Origin of the sequence: Pseudomonas veronii (assembly GCF_001439695.1) — a bacterium.
Taxonomy (GTDB): domain Bacteria; phylum Pseudomonadota; class Gammaproteobacteria; order Pseudomonadales; family Pseudomonadaceae; genus Aquipseudomonas; species Aquipseudomonas veronii.
In genome coordinates, this window is record NZ_JYLL01000014.1 from 36,109 (window position 1) to 55,483 (window position 19,375).

Sequence of the window (19,375 nt, forward strand, 5' to 3'; positions counted from 1 at the left end):
GACTGAATACGATCGCCGAAGCGGATGACCGCTGTTGCCGGGTAGAGGCAACAGTGGTCATCCGCCACCACGATCAGGTCAAGCACAAAACGGGAATGAAATCCCGCAGAAGAGAAGGCTCCGAACTCGACGAGTTCGACCGAGCTACCCGGAGCAAATCGGTCTTGGGTCGCCATTGGCGATGATCCTGAGGCACTACAGCAGAGAGGGTGGGACGACGTCAAGGCAGAGAACGCACCGTTCTCATAATGATCGTCCCATGGAACATCATGAGCGACGCGTATCTTTACTGATCGACACAGTGCCCTTGCAATCTGGGTAGTGGGAGCATGACCAGAACTGCCCTGATTTTCCTTTACGTCTACGCATCGAGGCATTGCAAATGGGGCAGGCCGGGCCGGCTTCGACAGGTACCGCCAAGGTGAGTGCGCCACAGTGTTCGACCAATTGTGCAATCCAGTTCGCCTGCTTGGCGACGAACGCATCAAGGGTCAGGCGTCCCGTTTCGATTTCGTCCAGGGCCTGTTCCCATATCGCGGTCATGCCCGGATCTGCGATTGCGGCGGGTACCGCCTCAATCAGGGTATGGGCCGCTGCGGAGGCCATTAAGGCGCGTTTTTTCTTCAGCAAGTAACCGCGATCAATCAACCCCTTGATGATGCCGGCTCGCGTGGCTTCGGTACCGATACCGGTAGTGTCCCGAAGTTTCTGTTTCAGGCGTGGGTCGTTGACCAGCTTGGCGACGTTTTTCATCGCCTTGATCAGATCGCCCTCGGTGAGTGGTTTGGGGGCGGCGGTGCGCATGGACTTGAGTTCGACGTCGTCCACTGCGCACTGCGTGCCCTGTTGCAAGACGGGTAAGACTTGGGACTTGTGACTGGGTTCGTCCTCCTCGGTGTTTTCGGAGAGCAAGCCTTTCCAGCCCTGGACCAGGATCTGTTTGCCAACAGCGGTCAATCGTTTTTCGCCACATTCCAGTTCGACCTGGGTTCGATCAAACTCATGAGACGGAAGAAATTGCGCGAGGTAGTGGCTACGAATCAGTTCGTAGACTTGGCGTTCTTGTTCGGACATCCGCGCAAGGTTCGCCGGCTCGGTGGTGGGAATGATGCCGTGGTGCGCGGTGACCTTGGCATCGTTCCACACGCGGGAGTGCAGTGATCGATCGAGTCTTCCGAATGCGGGCCGCAGGGTGGGATCGGTTTTGAGCAGGGCATCGAATACCCCAGATACCTCGTCGAACATACTCTCTGGCAAATAGCGGCAATCACTGCGCGGGTAGGTGGTGGCTTTGTAGGTTTCATACAGAGCCTGGGCGATATTCAGGACTTCCTGAACGCCGAGTCCCAACTTGCGCGAGCAGACTTCTTGCAGCGTGCTCAAGTCGAAGGGCAGGGGCGCCGCTTCGCGGAAATGCTCAGTCTGCAGCGAGAGTACTGTGGCGGTCTTGCTGCAAGAGATCGCTTGGACCGTTTGACTGGCAAGCGCCTGTTGCAGGCAACGACCCGCTTCGTCCTGTCCTGAGCTTGGCGGTAACCACGATGCGATGAATCGCTGACCCCTCGACGATAAGTGCACTTCAACGTTCCAGTAGGGCACCGGAACGAAACTGGCAATCGCACGATCCCGATCGACCACTAGGCGTAAAGTGGGTGTCTGTACGCGTCCAACCGACAGCACGCCGTCGTAGCCTGCCCGCCGACCGAGGAGGGTAAACAAACGACTGAGGTTCATGCCGATCAGCCAGTCAGCACGGCTGCGGGCGAGGGCTGAGTGATAGAGCGGGAAGGTCTCCTGACCAGACTTCAGCGAGGACAATGCTTTGCGAATCGACGCCTCGTTGAGTGCCGACAACCAGAGGCGCTGAACGGGGCCTCGATACTTGCAGAGTTCCAGTAACTCGCGGGCAATCATTTCACCTTCGCGGTCGGCGTCGGTCGCGATGACGACGGTGGTGGCTTTACTGAGCAGGCGCTTGATGACTTTGAACTGTGCCGCAGTCTTGGGTTTGACCTCGACCTGCCACTGCGCGGGAATGATCGGTAGATGATCTAACGACCAACTCTTGAAGTGTTCACCATAAGCTTCAGGCGGTGCTGTCTCCAGCAGGTGACCGATACACCAGGTGACGGTTGTCTCGGGTGCGATTAGGCAGCCATCGCTGCGCCGGCTGGCTCCGAGAACTTTGGCGATGTCACGACCTTGGGAAGGTTTCTCGCAGAGGAAGAGGCGCATAAGACTGCTCCGGATGGGGTCCGGAGCAGAGTTGTTGGAAACAGCAGCTACGAGATATGAGAAACCTGACTCGCAGGTACCTCATATTAGTCGGTGAGGACTGCCTTGACGATCCGATGCTGTTACCCCGTTTTAGCGTGGACGACAGTGTGGGTCTTCACGAGCAGCGAGTAGTAATACGCCAGCAACTTCGCGCAAAGGCGCAATTTTTATGCCTAATGCTCGTCATTCCGGAGGTGGCGGCCCTGTGCGCTTTTTTGGCTTCGACGCAGGTGAGCTGGCTTGCTCTGTATTTTGCCCGACGTGTTTCGCAGATGCTGCCGGTTCATTGGATCGCTCCCGCATGACCACGCTGTGCACTCGATGAGGCAGGATGCCGACTCGACGGGCCTCGATCTTGAAGGTCACCCGCGCGTTGTCTTCGCTGTCCTCCCACTCATCTCGTATCGTGCGGCCCTCGACCAGCACACGCATACCTTTCTGGTACAGCGTGCTCCAGTGTTCAGCCTCGCGGTGCCAGAGCTCAACCGGCGCCCAATAGCCGCCTCGATCTTCGTAGCCGCCCTCGCGTGGCACGGGGTTGTCGAAGTACACATTCAGCCGTAGCAAACGCCGTGGCTCGTCATTGCCTGAGGCGAATTCCTGGAACTCTGGCGCACTGCCGATGTTGCCTTCGCCGACGAAAAAAGTACTCATCGTGATATCTCCGCTGCGGTTGTGAACTGGCGCAGCAGCCGTTCGGCACTGGCCATTTTGATCGCGCAGGTCGAGGCCTGGCGGTAAAGCGAATGCACCACGCTCATCTGCAGGTTCAGTGCAATACGGTTGCATTCGAAACGGTGCAACCCCTCGCGTACGGCCTGCGGTTGGGTCTTGTTGCGGACCTGGCGTTCCCAGACCGCAACCCCCATGCGGGCGAAGTCACGGGTGCGCCAACGCAAAAAGGTGCTGCCCGCGCTGGTGTTCTGCAGCACCAATCGAATATCCAGCAGTGAGTACGGGGGCTGTCCGGCTTGCTGCACAACAGCTTCCATCAGGTGACATAACTGCGCCTCGATTTCCCTCGCCACCTGCGCCAGGTGGTCCAACTCCCCCTTACCCTTAAAAGGTTTTAAAAGGCCTTTTAGGGAGGCAGCGTGTTCGAGCTGTCGATAGGCATCCGGTGTTAACGCTTCGAAGGGCATTGGTTGAGCCGGGATCATGAGATTCATGCTTCGTCCTCCGGCTCATCCACCGTCGCAGATGGCTCTCTCGCTTCCTCTGCCAATGCGTCCGCGTCATCCACTGCCACAGCACCACGACGAATGATCGGTGGCGCGAACTGGGAGCGGCGATGACCCTCAAGAATGTCCATGGGGGGCAAACCCATCTTCTCGATGGCCGCCAGAGCACGGGCATTGTTCGCTGCCATGTCATCACGGGTGACGCCAGAATGCCGATAGCGCTGCGCCTGGCCGAACAGGCTGCGCAGCAGATGGGCGCCGTCATCGATCCAGGCTTCCATGTCGACGCGGCCGATCAAGGCTGTGTGATGGGCCAATAGGGTACGACGCACCAGGGTGTCGTAGTCGGTCAGCAGGTAGACCGCCAGAAAACCCAGCTGGCTGCCGATGTACAACGGCAAGGTGACGGGGTGGATGTTGAGGTTGTCGCCCATGTCGATCTGTGTCGGCAGGTCCTGTCTGATCCGATCCAGCTGTTGGGTCAGTTCCAGCATCCCAGCCTTGGCCTGCATCAGTTTTTCTTCGAGTTGTACGATGGCCCAGTCGGCATAGGGATCGTCCTGAGCCGCGGTTTGTTTGATCAGGTTGGTGACACTGATGTAGCCGGCCATGCCCATGATCGAGTGAACGCCTTCGCGTGCGGTCCGCCCTTGCCAGATACGGGCGGCGTGGTGAGTGTGCAGGGTCAGGGTGATGCTGCTGCGCAATGAACCCAGGTTGAGTTGGTAATGATCGGCCACGGCGTTGTCCTCGCATTCGCTTGGACGGAAACGTTGCGGCAGATGAGGGTCAAGGACAGCCAAAAAACTGAATGCGGTCTGTTCGGTTTGGTTTAAGAGGGCTAATTATGGAGACGTCAGTAGATTTGATGCCACCGGCATCAAATCTACTGACGTCTACGTTCATCGAAAGAGATGTCCCGGCTTTTCCCTAAGAGTTTCATAGTTTGGTCCGATGTGTTCGTAGAGTGGAACACCATGGATTTGATGCCACTGGCATCAAATCTACTGAGGTCCACCGCGTTTGCCACGCAGTTGGCGCAGCTCATTCAGGCACGCTTGTGCGAGGGCAGACGCGGGTTCGCCCTGTTGTCGAGATGGCCGCGAGGGAGCGGGTGGAGGTGATTCTGCAATGGGTGAAGGTTCGGCCTGACCTGCCCAAGGACGAAAGTCACCTTTCAGTGCGCGCTGGATCAGGCCCATCAGATACGCCGCTGGCTTGCGGATTCCACCGGCCGCACAACGTGCTCCCGCTTCGTTGAGCACCGCCTGCCGATCCGCTGGTTTGAGTTTGTTCAGCGCCACGGCGACGGCCTGACGCTCGCTTGGGCTCAGGTGCAGCGCAGCGGGCCAGTGCAGGTTATCCACCGCTGCGGTCGCGCGCGGTACTGTACAAATACTTTCTTTTAATACAGTACAGGCGGCGTTCGGATTCCGAACGGTGTCTGAAACATTGACGTTCAGGCCCGGTTCGGAATCCGAACGAGGGCCTGCACGATTCCGAACGCGGTGATCTTCCTCCCGTTCGGAATCGTGGAAGGCATCAACGGCTGGCTGATCCAATCCTTGCTGCGTCCAGTGTTCGCCCCAGCTGTCGAGCCGCGTCGGTAACCGATCACGATCGATATTCGTGTCCTGGCGGACTTCCTCCACAACGTGCTGAGCGACAATACGCACCGCCTTCGTCGCATGACCGAGGGCATGCCCGACCAGCGCCAGGTAATCCTGATCCAGTTCCATGGCTTCGGCGGGGGTTAACGGCTCATCGTGCAGAACATACAGAAAACCTTGAAGACGTCCGCTGAGCTGATCGCGTCCGCGACTCACCAAACTGAGCCAGCGCGTCAACCTGAGCATCGTCAACACCCGAGCAATGGTTTCACGGGAGGCTGACGCACCGTAGGGCACGCTCGACAGGTAAGGCTGCAAATCCTCATAGCGCGGCGTGACCACGCCCTGGCCTTGCAGCATGAGTCGAAACACCTGCCAGGCATTGCGTTCCAACGGCGTCAACCGACTATCCAACAGCAGCCGACGTGGCACGACTTCGTGAGATTGGCCACTGAATAGAAAGCCAGCTTGCAGGGCCTGGTTGGAGGGTTGTTCAGTGGTAGGGCGTACGGGCCAGCGTTCACTCAGATGCTGGGTGCATTGCTGCAGGACACGCTGCCAACGACTGGAAGGGGCTGTGTTCATGTGCCGTTGCTGTACTGGTCGATTTGTTGCCAGACGATGGTCAAGCTGATCTGTTGCTCGTCCGCCAGCATCATCATGGCGTCGAGCTGGTCCTCGGTACTGTCCTGAGCGCGTAGTTGGCACCAACGCTGCCAGAGCGCATGCTCCTGCGCCTCGCTCAAATTCTGAGGGCGACCTTTTCGGGTTTCTATCTTGAGCAGACGTCGACGCAGGGCGGTTTCCGAATGCGCCAAGCCAAAGCATTGGTACATGATGGTGCTGCTGGCGCCGAGCTTGAGCGCGCGGTTGATCAAGCGCTCGTTCTGCTCGTCACGTTCGGCTTGCTCGATCAACCGATGCAGCACCGGCGAGTCAATCTTGATCTCAACCCAGGGGATGGTTGCATGGGCCAGGCGCGACAACGTAGTGGGCGGTAAGGATTGCAACAGGTAGATGTCGTCCTCACCCAGTCCGAGTGCCTTGCAGCGCTGCAGGTTACCCTGGCGCAGCTCATGCAGTATCTGGGTCAGCATGGCCTGGTTGAGCACATTGAAGGACAGGTTCATGGCAGCTCCTTCGGTGAGCTATCTTCAGGGGGAATCGTTAAGTCGATCAGACGCCGGGCCAGGCGGATCAGGCGATACAGTTTGATTAACAGCCTGTCGGGCAGCCGCTCCAGTCCCACGTCCACGGCGGGACGATTTGTGAGCGGGAGTTGATAGATCCCCAGCAACAATTGGCCGAACAGCGCTGACGGCAGTTGCTTACGATCTTCCCAGTTGACGTCGTCTTGAGCGCGCAGCAGGGCCATGAGCAGTAGGTGAACGCCGGTTGCGTGAGGCGCTGCAAGATCAACTCGCTCGATGTTCAGGGCGAAGCCCAAGCCAAGCGGCTGACCGATGATGCTCTCGGGGTATCCGGCATAGGCCGCCATTTCTCGCGCCAGTCCGGCAATGGCTAAACGCAGTTGTTCGGGTGTATCCAGCGTTGGTGTGATCGTCCAGAGGTCGTCGATTGGGCAGGTTTCGACTGGAGACGTCGCTTTGGTGGCTATCTCGCGATCGATTTGCTCACGAATCTGTTGAACGCGTGATCGAGGATTGACCGCTGGTGAAACATTTGTTTCGGGTTCTGCGAGCAGTTCTTCTGAAACTGACTCTATCCTGCTCTCGACCTGGGTTGATTGTGATTCAGTGTCGGAGGAGGGCGGTTCTGCCGCGGCTTCATGTTCGCTTGGCGAATAGATGTTCTCTGAGGGCCTGGTAGTGACAGCCCCAGGCGTGGATACGACCCGTTGGGTATCGCTCAGCTCCAGGGCCAGCATACGGTAGGACTGTCCGAGCAAGCGGCTCATGCGTTCGAGTAATTCATCCTGGATCTTCTCAAGATCAAAGGATTCAGGATCGCAATCGAAGTAACCCATGGATTCCAGCCAGAACTCTGCAAATGCAACTGTGGCAGTTGGATAACGGTTCCAGATTCGCTCAGCCTGACTACGTAGACCGATCAGACGCTCTATCTGAGGCTTACCCAACCCGGCATACAGAGTTTGTGGAATGGCGGGTAATAAGTGTTCGAGGGTGTCCAGCATCCGGCTGATGTGCGACTGTGAAATCGGATAGCCCCCAGCGGCAAGACGTCGAGCCAGCTCCCGTTGTGAGAGCTGTGGGCCATCCGATTCAAGCATGGTTTTGAGTTTGGCTACCGCCAGAGCCCGTTCGATGAACGTGAGTTGGCCGTGCAGATCGCTTTCCGCCAAATGGCCGAGTAGGGCGTTGGTTTCATTGCTCCAAGGTCGGAACAGGCAGTGAATCCGAAAGAAACGCTCGTCGCGAGTTTCCTGCCACAGCTCGCCGAGAATCGCCAAGCGCGTATTACCGCCGTTGCGGATGATGAAATAGGTTTCTCCCGGGCGACGGGTAATCGGCGGTGGTTGATCCAGCCCGCGTTCACGGATCGAAGCCTTGATATCGTCATACAGCGGATTACGAATGAATCGAGGGTTGTGTTCGTAGGGCCGCAACTGCTCCAGAGTGACCAGCATAGGCGTGTCAGTAAGTGGATCGGATAGCCGCTCCAGTTCTGGACCTCGAGGGAAGTGGTCCTGGTGCAGCTTGTCGGTGATCTGCGCCTGACTGAGCTTCTTCATCGGAACAACCTCAGTTAACGCCGGTTACGCAAATGGTCACCGACCTCGAACTTGACGATCTTGGCAGTCCCCGAACCTTCGAAATGTCTGGAAAGCTCTGCGAGGAGCCAACCCATGGCCGAGCGTCCACCCTGCAGGCGAAAGACGACAGTGCAGTATTCATCGCCAGATGGGTGGTGTGGTCGAGTGAATGGTGGAGCGATGATGGGAAGTTGATCCAACATCAGAAGACTCCTTGCCAAACGCTGTTGGCTATAAGGTCGAGCAAACACAATGATTGGGCGAGAAGTGCCGGCATGGTGAATGGTGTCATTTAACCTCCGTGCACCTGCCCACCCTAGAAATCGCTTCGCGCCATTCCGGAAACAACTCGATGGCCAGCGCTTGCATGGTTTCCATCGCGGATGGCGAGCGTCGTTCCCGTGACTGGCGTGTCTCGACTCGGTGGACCGGTAGGCCAAGGGAGGCGGCGTTGAGGTACGCCACTCGCTCCGGAATTGCGGTGTCTAGAACCGAGATGTTGTTAGCCCCTGCGAAGGTCTCGCGCAGGCCACGGATGATCATCCGGGTGTCCACTCGAATGGCATTCACCTGGTTCAGGAGCAGTCGTAAGGGTGGGGGTGGAATGCCCAGGTGGCGGAAAGGTTCGAGTTCGCTGAGTAGCTTCAAGGTGCCACGCTGCAGTTCGCGGGCGGCGAGCATTTCCGGGGTGATGGGAGAGAGGGCAAGGTCGGAGGCCAGGATGGCCATCTCCAGCAGCACGCTACGCGCACCTTGGGTGTCGATCAAAAGCAGGTCGTAACGGGCGCGGAAGTTGTCGAGCAGATTGCGTAGGCGTAATCGCCCGTCAGGGGCGTGCAGCAGCAAGGTACTCAGTCGACCTTGATCGTCGTTGGAGACGATCAGATCGAGCCCTGCAATCACTGTCCTGGAAATAATCTGGGCAGGCATAGCTAGGTTGAGTGCGATGAACTCGTACGCACCGACATCAGCCTTCTGGCTCAAGGCGTAATAGCTGGAGAGGGTGGGTTGGCTATCCAGATCCAGTAGCAGGACGCGTAGGCCTGCGTCAGCCAGTAGGCCGCCGAGATTGGCGGCTACTGTGGTTTTGCCCACCCCGCCTTTGGTGGAAACCACCGATACCACACGCATGGCATCAGGCCTGTTTGCCTAAGCGTTCAACGACCCACTGCTCGATTTCTAGCGAGTCCCAACCGACTGCCCGCAATCCAATGCGTTTAGCCTGAGGGAATTTACCTTCCTTCATCAGGTTGTAGATGTGCGCGCGTTTGAAGCCGGTTTTTCGCTCCACCTCGTCACGTCGCATGATGTGGCGTTCTACCTGCAGTTGAGGTGCTTCAACGATGGGTAAGGATTGGCTGGACATGCTGGTCACTCCTGGCGCCGATTGGCGCGTGGTGGGAAGTGACCTGAATTGAATAGCAGAAGTGGGGGAGAGTCATTGCACTGCAATCAGAGGTATTGCAGTGCAATTGCTCCACTCAGATACCTTTTTTGAGTATGCGATTGGCTGCGGCGAACTTTGCATCCAGCGTGCGTTTGCTCAGGCCAGGATCGTCTTTGCGATGAGCTGAGATGGAATTGACGATGGAGGATTGACTATCAAATACTGAGTGCGGTTTACCTGATGGCGAGTGTCCTAAGATTAGTTCAAGCAACGCCCCTATGACTTTCAGGTAGCCGATTTCACTGCGGTCACTGAGTTTACTGTTGGACTTTAGTAACTGATGGATATTTTCTCTTTCCAACCCCATTGCCTCAAGCTCATCGAGTAGTTGTTGATAAGACGCTTCTATATTTTTTATCCGCAATTGCATTGCATCTCGGTCGGCTTGTAAGGCCAGATAGGTGCCAGGGCTGATAGCTCCTTGTTGGTTGAAGGACTGTTCGAAAAGAAAGCTTGGTCTTTGGTCAGGGTAGTAGCGCGCCATCCAAACTCTGAGGTCAGTATGGCGGATAGTTATCTGACTGCAATCGATGGGCGTGCCAATCGTGACCGACACGCCGAAGCAGCCATAGGCCAGGTCGCCATGGCGAATGGCATCTATAATTTTTTCGGTATTTGCCTGTAGGCACGGCCATTGGGGGAAGTATTTTGACAGGAGCGCAGGACAGTCCCAAGCCGATTCTAGTATTTGGGTTTCATGAGCCATGAGATTGCACCAGCGTATAGCTGCGTCAATGGGCCGATAAAAAATTTTTGCAAAAACGTTGTAGCTGTCGGGTTCATACATAGGAGCAGCCTCATATTCGAGGGAGCAGATCCGCTAACTACGTTTTTATGGCCTTTACTAGCTGGGCTTCCGTGCGGCAACTGTCCCTTGATTCGGTTTTTGTTGTCGCTGATTGAAAACTGACCCACCCTGCCGATTGAAAATTGACCCAGGGCGGATTGCTGATTTTTGCCCCAGCAATTGTGGATAAGCTTAGCAGTAGTGTCCTGGTTGAAGACGCATCGGGCCCCACCGCATGCAGGCATGCGGCAGGGTGTTTACGGTGCAGATCAAAACGGTTCATCGTCCTCGATACCATCTTCGTCCTTGCGCTTTCGTTCTCGCGATTTGATCTTTTTCTGGGCGGCCAAGGTGCTGTGTTGCAGGCGGTAGGACTCGTTGCCCGTTTCGACGATATGGCAGTGGTGTGTCAGCCGATCCAGCAACGCTGTGGTCATCTTGGCGTCGCCAAACACACTCGACCATTCCGAGAAGCTGAGGTTGGTGGTGATGACCACACTGGTGTGTTCGTACAGTTTTGAAAGCAGGTGAAATAACAGCGCGCCACCACTCTGACTGAAGGGCAAATACCCCAGCTCATCGAGTATCACCAGGTCTGTCCGAAGCATTCCCTGGGCGATTCGGCCTGCCTTACCATCGTACTTTTCACGCTCCAGCAGGTTGACGAGATCGACCGTGGAGAAGAACCGTACCCGTTTGTTATGAGTGGTGATTCCGGACACTGCCAAGGCACTGGCCAGGTGTGTTTTTCCGGTTCCAGGCCCACCGATGAACACGACATTTTGCGCAGTCTCCGTAAACTCAAGGCTGGATAATTCCTTGACCAGACGGGCATCAGCGCTGGAAGCGCTGAAGTCAAAGCCAGCTAAATCACGGTGCATGGGGAGCTTTGCCATGTTCATCTGATGATTCACAGAGCGCACGGCGCGATCTGCCTGCTCCTGTTGGAGCAGATGCTCAAGCAGCCATTTCGAGGATGCCGTCGAAGCTTCTCCCTGGGCCGCCAGTTCTCCCCAAGCCTGCGCCATGCCATGCAGACGCAGTTCTTTAAGCTCTGCCATCAAGTCACGCATTGCGGCTCTCCTCATCTGTTGTACGGAGTTGGTCATATCGGGCCGTGTTGGCAACGGGAGCCACCTTGAGTTGCAGGCTGGTTTCTACGGAAGGCGGTGGTGCAGTAGCGGTGAGTCGGGCGAGAACATTTAAGATGTGATCGGCGCTCAGACTTCCCGACTCGAGCACCAGTTCTACCGCTACCAGCACCGGGTCAAGACCGGCGATGGGCACGGCAGCGAGCACCTGCGTCATGATTCGATCACCGTTGCTGTGACGTCTCAGGCCCCGTTTGAGAAGCCGCAACGGATTGGGCAGATCGGCAAACGGTGCGCCATTGCGCAGCGCACCCGGCTTGCGTTCGATGAGTGGGATGTAATGCTGCCAGTCAAAACTGACCTGATCTCGATCAAAGAGGCGCTCGTGGCTGGCAATCATTGCGTCATCGGCGATGACCACGATCCGGGATGGGTAAAGACGGCTGCTGACCCACTGGCCGACTCGTTCACAAGGCACCGAATAGCGATTTCGCGCCACGCTGATCAGGCAGGTGCTGGAGACCCTTACGGTGCGCTCGACGTAGCCATCAAAGGCCGTCGGCATCGGCATCATTTCGACCTGCTCCAGCTCCAAAACTTCCGCCACCGTAAGTCCGTTGTACTGCGGATGCAGCAGCTCGCTCCAGAGCGCACGACAGCGTTGACCGAGCCAGGCATTCAGTTCCTCGAAGGTATGGAACATGCAGTTTTGAGCGTCAAGCCAAATGCGTCGTCGACTGTCTTGAACGTTCTTCTCGACAATGCCCTTTTCCCAGCCAGAGGCTACGTTGCAGAAATCCGGATCGAACAGGTAGTGCGCACACATCACGGAAAACCGGGCATTGACCGTGCGGCCCTTGCCTTTATTGACCTTGTCGACAGCCGTTTTCATGTTGTCGTAGATGCCGCGACGCGGCACGCCACCTAACGCTGCGAACGAGCGTGTATGTGCATCGAAGAGCATCTCGTGACCTTGGCTAGGGTACGCAACCAACCAGAATGCGCGACTGGCGCACAGCTTCATGTGGGAGACCTGGATGCGTCGAAACAGGCCTCCGATCAGCAGCCCTTCTTCGCTCCAGTCAAATTGAAAAGCTTCACCGAGCGCAAACGTCAGCGGTACAAAAGCACGTAAAGACTTGCCTTGTTCACCTCGCCACGAACGTACAAACGCCGTGAGCTGGCTGTAGCCGCCGTCATAACCCTCGGCCTTGATCTGCTCGAAAAGTGCTTTGGCGCTTCTGCGGTTGTGCTTTGCCCGGAACGAATCGGCTTTCAGCGCCTGTTCCAGCGTGTCGTGGAAAGGGCTGAGTTTGTTGAAGGTCGCGCACCGCTGGTACGCCGGCTGAGTAGCTTCGGGCGCTCTGACCCATTTTCGGATGGTGTTTCTCGACAGCCCGGTACGCTTGGCTATCTGGTGCAGCGAGAGCTTGTCGCGGAAGTACATCCGCCGGATTTTTCCCAACATTTCCATGCTGATCACCCTGTGTTCTCCTGCTCGGAAAATGAGCAGAAGCAGTTGAACACCTGGGTCAGTTTTCAGTCGGCAGAACAGCCTTTACTGGGTCAGTTTTCGGTCAGCGGCAACAAACAAGGCCTGGGTAGCAGACATTACCTACATCCGAACCCGCAGTGGCTGGTTGTATCTGGCTGTGGTGCTGGACTTGTTCTCACGCAAGGTAGTGGGCAGGTCAATGGCGCCGAACATGCCCGCTGAACTGGTGTGCAGTGCAATGCAGCTGGCGGTTGCTCAACGTCAACCGCCACCCGGCTTGATCGCCCACTCGGATCGCGGCAGCCAGTACGCGAGTGCGAGCTACAGAGCGCTACTGGCAAGAAGTGACATGCAGCAAAGCATGAGCCGTAAAGGTAACTGCTGGGATACGCAGTGATGGAGCGCTTCTTTCTGAGCTTGAAAATGGAGCGGGTATGGCGACGTGATTACGCCAACCATGCCGAGGCGATACGCGACATCACTGAGTACATCGTTGGGTTTACAACAACGAACGGCTGCACTCGAAACTGGGATATCTGCCACCGACCGTTTACGAACGGGCGATGGCGTCAAAATCACCTATCGAGGTGTCCGGAATTAGTTGACCACTACAGGGTGCGGGTTCCTCCCTGCTTGCCCGGTGACTCCGCATTTAGCGGAATTCCCGGCCTTCATTGAAAAACTTTCCCTCGCCTGAATAGGTAAGCACTTGCTGGAAGCCTCACATGGACGTTCGCTTACGGCTGAGCAGGTCGCCGCAGGCTCGATGAAGCCGCAGGGCTGCGGCATTCATCGGTACTGGCGGCGGAATTAATCAAGGCACTGGCGATTCTGTGGGGGGCGGTATCGAACCTGACCTTGGTCTTTGCAATGCCGCTGCTTACCTAGGCCTGTTCGTTCCAGTGCTGGTTGGCTGGCTTTGGTTACGCCAGGCGTTAGTTGCAGGGCGGAGGCAAGGCACGATGGCGGGACATCAAACTTTTAATATTGTTCTGATAATAGAATTAAATACTGTATAAAGAATAATGCAGGATAAATTGCCTGCCTAGTCACGCCCTATAAAAACAAAAACGGTAACCAACATGCCATTTCTGAAAGGCTTCTCAATCGGCGCCAAGCTCCTCGTGCTGCCCGGGTTATTTGTGCTCGCTCTTCTGGTTGTCTCGGGTCTGGCCTATCGCGGGCTGGCCAAGCAACAAGCGGTAATCGAGGAAATCGACCAGTTGCGTTTCCAGCAGTATCGGCAAGTGTTAGAAACCTCGGCCGCCTCGCAGGCGGCGATGGTCGGCGCCTATGCCACAGGCGAGCGCATCCTTGAATCCAGTGGTCAAGCTTCTGCGGAGGACCTTGAGTCATATCTTGAGGATATGCAGGCCAGTGTCGACGACATGCGTGCCGGGCTGGACAAAGTGGCCCGTGAAACTCGCTTGGGCAAAGAGGAGAGAGCGCTCTATCAAGCGGTGCAGGAGCAGGCCGCAGTGGTCGGCGAGGGGCTTGCCGAATTCAAGCGCACTGCTTTGAGCGACCAGATACAGGCTGCCTCGCTGCTGGGTCGGGTGCGTGCCGACAACAATGGCTTGCAAGGTCAATTCAACCGGCTGTTGGGTCTACAAGCCGAGCTGACCTCTGGCGCCTTCGCTGAGGCGGGCGCAACACAACAGCAGGTCTCACGGATGCTCGTGGCGGTGCTGCTGGGTGGCAGCTTAATGGCTGTGTTAGTCAGTCTTTTGTTGCGTGCGCAAATCATCCGGCCCATCCGGGAAATCGAGAGGGCGTCGATCGAGTTGCGCGATGGCGACCTGACCCGACGCGTGCGGGTCATGGGTCGAGACGAGATTGCCCATACGGCTCAAGCATTCAACGAACTCATCGATAGCTTCCAGCAGGCCATGCGCCAGGTTGCCGGAGTCGCGGCATCGGTCGGCGCCTCGGCAGAGGAGCTGGTGGGCGCTTCGGCGCGGGTGGCGCAAAGCTCTACGGCGCAGGCCGGTGCGGTGGGCGCGGTGTCGATGACCATCGAGCAGATGAGCGACGGTATTGCGGCAATCTCCAGTCATGCTGAAAGCCTGCGCAGCTGCGCCGAAGCCAGTTTGCGCGGTGCGCAGGATGGACACTTGGCCTTATCGCGACTGCTTGAGAAAATCGACAGCGTGCGCCATGCCTTCTCCGCGATCCGCGGCTCGGTGGGCGATTTTGTCGAAAGTACGACAGCGATTACCGCCAGCATCGGTCAGGTCAAGGACCTCTCCGCGCAGACGGGCATGCTGGCGCTCAATGCGGCCATCGAAGCGGCGCGTGCCGGAGAGAGGGGGCGCGGCTTCAGCGTGGTGGCCGACGAAGTGCGTAACCTGGCACAACGCTCTGCGCTGGCGGCCAACTCGATCAACCAGCTGACGTTGAAGCTGGAGAGCCAGTCCGGGATCGTCGACCAGGCATTGAGCGCGGGCACTGTGGCATTGGAAGAAAGCGGCCGGCTGCTGAGTGAGTTGGAAAGCACCCTGCAGCAGGCAACGGAACTGGTGGGTGACTCTACGCGCGGGGTTGACCGGATCGCCGATGCGGTAAGCGTGCAGAGCGAGGGTGGGCGAGGCATCGTGGCCAACGTCGAGCACATCGCACGCATGGCCGGCGAGGGTGATGCGATCACCCATCAGGTATCCGGAGCCGTGGTGTCTTTGCGCGAGCTGTCCGATGAGCTGAATGTGGCGGTGGGACGTTTTCGCTACGAGGCCTGATTCGCTTGAGACTTCGCCGTCCTGAATATCAGCAGCAGCGGTATGACGCCGATGGATAACCACATCAGCAGCTTGAAGTCATCCAGGTAAGCCACCCAGCTGGCCTGCACAGTGATCAAGCCATCCAGTGCTGCACGCCCGCTGGCGGTCAATGGATTGAGCTGATGGTTGACAGGCCAGGCATCGAACAGGCGGTTGAACGGCGTCACGTATGCACCGATTTCGGCATGGTTTATCTGGGTGTTTTGCGCCAGCAGCACCGTAACGATCGAGATGCCAACGCTCGAACCGACGTTGCGTGACAGGTTGTACAGGCCCGTGGCTTCGCCTCGCAAATGCGGGGGCAGGGTGGTAAAGGCGATGGTGGTCAGCGGGACGAACAACAGACCCAGGCTCGCGCCCTGAATAAAGCCGACGTAGATGATGGTGTCGATGGACACGGCCGGCGTCCAGCCGGTCATCATGTACATCGACCAGGCGGACAGCAACAAACCGCAAAACAGTATCCAGCGAATATCCACTTTGCCGATGATCTTCCCGGCAAGGAACATGCTGAGCATCGTCCCCAGTCCGCGTGGCCCCATGACCATGCCGGCGGTGAGCACCGGGTACCCCATCAGGGTTTGCAGGTAGGGTGTCATCAGTGCCAGCGAGGCCAGGTAGGTGATGCCAATGATAAAGATAAACACCACCGCCACCGAGTAATTGCGATCTTTGAACAGCTTCAGGCTGATAAAGGGCTTGTCATGAGTGAAGGTGTGGACAATGAAGATGTACGAAGCGACGGCGGCCACCAGCGCTTCCAGGATGATTTCCCCGGAGTCGAACCAGCCCAGTTGTTCGCCGCGGTCGAGGAACAATTGAATCGACATGATCGCCACGCTGAGCGAGCCAAAGCCCAGCCAGTCCAGGCGTGCAGTCTTGTCGGCCGGGGTTTCCCGTATGAAGCGGGTCATGCCGATAAAGGCCAGCAACCCGATAGGCAGGTTGATGAAGAACACCCAGCGCCAGCTGAGGTGTTCCGTCAGCCAGCCGCCGAGCATCGGACCTAATACCGGGCCGACCATGACCGATACCCCGAACAGGGCCACTGCCGACCCTCGGTCTTTCTGCGGGTAAATATCCAGCAGAATGCCTTGCGATAAGGGCACCAATGCCGCCCCGGCCACCCCTTGCAGCAGGCGGAACAGGATGATTTCTTCCAGGGAGCGGGCGATGCCACAGAGCACCGAGGCCAATACAAAACCGAAGATCGACCACAGCAATACGCGCTTGCGACCGAAGCGTCGGGCAAGGAATGCCGAGGGCGGCGTCATGATGGCTGTGGCGACGATGTAGGAAGTCAGCACCCAGTTAATCTGATCGGCGCTGGCCGATACGCTGCCCTGCATAAAGGGCAGTGCGACGTTGGCGATGGTGGTGTCCAGCGCCTGCATGACCACCGCCAGCACCACGCACAGTGTGATCAGTACCCGCAGCGGCGAGGGCGGCAGCGGTCCGGACACGTCATTCATGATGGCGTGCGAGCAGGTTTGCCAGTGGCTTGGGCAGGCCTCGTGCGGTGCCGGTGTCGATATCTACCACGGCGCTCATGCCATGGCGCAGCGCCGGTTTGCCGACAGCATCGTCGATATGGATGCGTACCGGAATGCGCTGCACGACTTTCACCCAGTTGCCCGTGGTGTTCTGGGCCGGCAGCAGGGAGAAGCTCGAACTGGAGGCCGGGCTGATGCTTTCCACGGTGCCATGCCAGGTGATACCCGGATAAGTGTCTACCTCGATGGTGACGCCCTGGCCAATCCGGGCGTTGGTCAGCTCGGTTTCTTTCGGGGACGCCGCGACCCACAGTCGCTCGCTGGAGACCAGGCTGAAGCCCGATTGGGGTGGTTGCAGATACGCGCCCACTTGCAGCGAGTCAACATTGGTGACGACGCCGTCGAACGGGGCGATGACCACGGAGTTTCGCAGGTTGCGTTCGGCTTCATTCAGGGCCGCCAGCGCCTGCAAGTAGGAAGGATGCTGCTCAAGTGGTCTGTCCAGGCGCCCACCCAGTTGGGCCAACGCCGCGGCAGCCTGGGCCTTGGCGACCGATACTTGCTGACGGGTATTGTCGAGGTCCTGGTGGGCGTCGTCGTAGATAGTCCTTGAGACGGCGGCAACGCTGACCAGCTTTTCCAGCCGTTGCAGATTGGTCTGGTAAAACGGCAATTTGGCTTCAGCCTGGGCGATTTCGGCCAGAGATTGGTTGTAGCTCGCCTTGAGGTAGAGGATCTGGTTGCGCGCGTTCTCCAGCTGCGCCCTGGCGCTGGCCACGGCGATTTCAAACGGCTCGGGCTTGAGGCGGAACAAGACCTGGCCTTTGCTCACGGTCTGGTTGTCACTGACTTCAATGGCCGCGACGATCCCGGCGACATCGGTTGAAACTCCCACCCGCTCGGCCTGGATATAAGCGTTGTCGGTACTCACGACCTGGCCACCCAACACATACCAGGCGGCGCAGGCCACGACACTGATCGGTGCCAGCAAAAACAGACCGATGCGCCAGCGTTGGCGCGCCGTGTCATTCGGTTCTTGAGCATCGCCATCAAGGGCGGAAGCCTCGGGCGCCTGCATCCGGGGTTTTTCCACGGGCTCGAGCGGTCGGGCTTCGGCGTGCACGGCAGGGCGCTGCAATGTCGGCTCAGCCATGTTTCACCTCGCGCGCAACGTCATGGAGGACAAAGCCGAGGGTGGATTGGGTCATCGTCAGCGCACCTTGGAGTTAATGAGCAAGCTAATGGTAATCAGGCTTATGGATTGCTCGCTAGCTATTTTCCATTAGAACATGATCACTAATAGAAGAAATGTCCATTTGTAGGTGGCCTAAAGAGCGGCAATGTGTCTATTGAACCAAGGTTCGTAGAGGGTTGTGGCCACATCTTGCGGTTTTCGTTGGCTGTAAATAATTTCAACAGAAAACAAAATACTGTTTATTTGTGTTTGCTCTCTCTGCCGCGAAGCACTACCGTTAGCGCTGACTGCGTTCAACGCATTTGCCCAAGACCAATAACAAAGAGGCAGCCCGATGATGACCCCTGGCTGGTGGGCCATGGCGCTTTGCGAGGCCGTGAAAGATCAAGTGCCATTGGCCGTGGCCTTTGCCGGCGAGGAACTGGTCCTGTTCCGAAACGCAGCCGGCCAGGTCTTTGCCCTGGAAGACCGTTGCCCACATCGGCGGGTGCCGCTGGCTTTGGGGCGAGTCGTCGAGTCCGGTCTGCAGTGCGGTTATCACGGCTGGACCTTTGATGGCGCCAGTGGTGGCTGTACGCAGATCCCCAACCTGCATACCGATGAGCGTGTGCCTGCACGTTATGCCGCGCGTGCCTTTGCGGTCAGCGAGGCGAATGGTTTTGTCCATGTGTGGTTGGGTGAAGGGGCACCGCAAGGGCAATTGCCCAGCAGCGACTACCAACCGGGCGGACGCGAATTTACCGGTTCCACCATCGTCAACATGAGTCACGACCAGTACCTGGACGCGATGCTCGACGGCCCGGAATGCTTGCTCGGGTTTGCCCATGTGCGCCTCACCGATTTTTTCCTTGGCGATCTGCGCAGCGAGCAGGGGCGGGTGGTTCTGGAGCGAGGTGCGGTATGGACCACACAAATCCTGCCTTCGCAGTTTGTGGTGGATTACCCCTTGATCGTGCGCACCGCGGTCCCCTTTAACGGCGGTACTGTTCGAGTGGATTTGCTGAGCGAAGATGAATTGCCGCTGGTGACGCTGATGATCGCCACCGGTGCCAACCGTCGTGGCACAACCAGTTTGTGCTGGCGTGGTTTTGTGCATGAGCACGTACACCTCAGGGCACCCCTGCGTTGGCGTCTGGCCCGCCTGCGCAAACAGGCGCCGTTCCAGGTGAACAGCCGGATCGACGGCACAGCCGTCGCGGCCTTGTTGCAAACCTCATCCCGCGAACTGCGTGAGTTGCGCCAACCGACCCTGATTCCCGTCAGCGCAGTCGTCTGAGCACAGGAGCTC

18 protein-coding genes and 1 pseudogene are annotated in these 19,375 nt (G+C 57.7%); 4 read left to right on the plus strand and 15 right to left on the minus strand.

Annotated elements, in window-relative coordinates:
- Positions 1-267: 267 nt before the first annotated feature.
- The 13 genes from TU80_RS17885 to istA all read right to left on the minus strand — a co-directional run bounded on the left by TU80_RS17885 (position 268) and on the right by istA (position 12,601).
- Positions 268-2,235 (minus strand): DNA topoisomerase III, encoded by a 1,968-nt coding sequence (locus TU80_RS17885; RefSeq protein ID WP_020300890.1) that lies wholly within the window; start codon positions 2,233-2,235, stop codon positions 268-270.
- Between the two features lie 225 nt (positions 2,236-2,460).
- Positions 2,461-2,931 carry a single-stranded DNA-binding protein gene (locus TU80_RS31735; protein WP_020300889.1) on the minus strand — a complete coding sequence of 157 codons (471 nt, stop codon included), beginning with the start codon at positions 2,929-2,931 and terminating at the stop codon, positions 2,461-2,463.
- Positions 2,928-3,446 carry a DUF3158 family protein gene (locus tag TU80_RS17900; protein WP_032903630.1) on the minus strand — a complete coding sequence of 173 codons (519 nt, stop codon included), beginning with the start codon at positions 3,444-3,446 and terminating at the stop codon, positions 2,928-2,930. Before TU80_RS17900 ends, TU80_RS31735 begins: the two co-directional genes overlap by 4 nt.
- The gene (locus tag TU80_RS17905; protein ID WP_020300887.1) at positions 3,443-4,198 is read right to left on the minus strand and encodes a PFL_4669 family integrating conjugative element protein; all 756 of its coding nucleotides are present in this window, start codon (positions 4,196-4,198) and stop codon (positions 3,443-3,445) included. Before TU80_RS17905 ends, TU80_RS17900 begins: the two co-directional genes overlap by 4 nt.
- 264 nt (positions 4,199-4,462) lie before the next feature.
- On the minus strand, positions 4,463-5,653 hold the full coding sequence (locus TU80_RS17910; protein ID WP_020300886.1) for an STY4528 family pathogenicity island replication protein: 1,191 nt from the start codon (positions 5,651-5,653) through the stop codon (positions 4,463-4,465).
- Positions 5,650-6,198: a DUF2857 domain-containing protein gene (locus TU80_RS17915; RefSeq protein ID WP_057005019.1), complete on the minus strand. Its 549-nt coding sequence runs from the start codon at positions 6,196-6,198 to the stop codon at positions 5,650-5,652. The genes TU80_RS17910 and TU80_RS17915 overlap by 4 nt, the downstream gene beginning before the upstream one ends.
- Positions 6,195-7,781 (minus strand): ParB family protein, encoded by a 1,587-nt coding sequence (locus TU80_RS17920; RefSeq protein WP_020300884.1) that lies wholly within the window; start codon positions 7,779-7,781, stop codon positions 6,195-6,197. Before TU80_RS17920 ends, TU80_RS17915 begins: the two co-directional genes overlap by 4 nt.
- Before the next feature lie 14 nt (positions 7,782-7,795).
- Complete coding sequence (locus TU80_RS31740; RefSeq protein WP_076964377.1) at positions 7,796-8,005, minus strand: hypothetical protein; 210 nt, start codon at positions 8,003-8,005, stop codon at positions 7,796-7,798.
- An 85-nt stretch (positions 8,006-8,090) separates the two neighbouring features.
- Positions 8,091-8,933, minus strand: a complete 843-nt coding sequence (locus TU80_RS17930; protein ID WP_020300883.1) for a ParA family protein — start codon at positions 8,931-8,933, stop codon at positions 8,091-8,093.
- A gap of 4 nt (positions 8,934-8,937) precedes the next feature.
- A complete protein-coding gene (locus tag TU80_RS17935) occupies positions 8,938-9,168 on the minus strand; it encodes an AlpA family transcriptional regulator (RefSeq protein ID WP_020300882.1) in 231 nt (76 codons plus the stop codon).
- 115 nt (positions 9,169-9,283) lie between these two features.
- Positions 9,284-10,036, minus strand: coding sequence for a hypothetical protein (locus TU80_RS17940; protein WP_032903637.1), 753 nt, complete (start codon positions 10,034-10,036; stop codon positions 9,284-9,286).
- Positions 10,037-10,305: 269 nt separating this feature from the next.
- Complete coding sequence (gene istB, locus TU80_RS17945; RefSeq protein ID WP_057005020.1) at positions 10,306-11,109, minus strand: IS21-like element helper ATPase IstB; 804 nt, start codon at positions 11,107-11,109, stop codon at positions 10,306-10,308.
- Positions 11,102-12,601 carry an IS21 family transposase gene (istA, locus tag TU80_RS17950; protein WP_134939202.1) on the minus strand — a complete coding sequence of 500 codons (1,500 nt, stop codon included), beginning with the start codon at positions 12,599-12,601 and terminating at the stop codon, positions 11,102-11,104. The genes istB and istA overlap by 8 nt, the downstream gene beginning before the upstream one ends.
- 97 nt (positions 12,602-12,698) lie before the next feature.
- Between istA and TU80_RS31745 the strand changes: the two are divergent.
- The 3 genes and pseudogenes from TU80_RS31745 to TU80_RS17955 form a co-directional block, all read left to right on the plus strand.
- Positions 12,699-13,227: pseudogene (locus TU80_RS31745) on the plus strand (IS3 family transposase); the annotation flags it as partial.
- A gap of 228 nt (positions 13,228-13,455) precedes the next feature.
- Positions 13,456-13,641, plus strand: a complete 186-nt coding sequence (locus tag TU80_RS33725) for an acyl-CoA dehydrogenase C-terminal domain-containing protein (protein ID WP_076961359.1) — start codon at positions 13,456-13,458, stop codon at positions 13,639-13,641.
- A gap of 63 nt (positions 13,642-13,704) precedes the next feature.
- Complete coding sequence (locus tag TU80_RS17955) at positions 13,705-15,357, plus strand: methyl-accepting chemotaxis protein (protein ID WP_057005022.1); 1,653 nt, start codon at positions 13,705-13,707, stop codon at positions 15,355-15,357.
- Here the strand turns inward: TU80_RS17955 and TU80_RS17960 are convergent.
- Together TU80_RS17960 and TU80_RS17965 are read right to left on the minus strand one after the other, a co-directional pair.
- Positions 15,345-16,871, minus strand: a complete 1,527-nt coding sequence (locus TU80_RS17960) for a DHA2 family efflux MFS transporter permease subunit (RefSeq protein WP_057005023.1) — start codon at positions 16,869-16,871, stop codon at positions 15,345-15,347. The genes TU80_RS17955 and TU80_RS17960 overlap by 13 nt on opposite strands.
- Positions 16,864-18,045: an HlyD family secretion protein gene (locus tag TU80_RS17965; protein WP_057005024.1), complete on the minus strand. Its 1,182-nt coding sequence runs from the start codon at positions 18,043-18,045 to the stop codon at positions 16,864-16,866. The genes TU80_RS17960 and TU80_RS17965 overlap by 8 nt, the downstream gene beginning before the upstream one ends.
- A 376-nt stretch (positions 18,046-18,421) precedes the next feature.
- Here TU80_RS17965 and TU80_RS17970 point away from each other — a divergent pair, with 376 nt between their 5' ends.
- Complete coding sequence (locus TU80_RS17970; protein ID WP_057005025.1) at positions 18,422-19,363, plus strand: Rieske 2Fe-2S domain-containing protein; 942 nt, start codon at positions 18,422-18,424, stop codon at positions 19,361-19,363.
- Positions 19,364-19,375 lie beyond the last annotated feature (12 nt).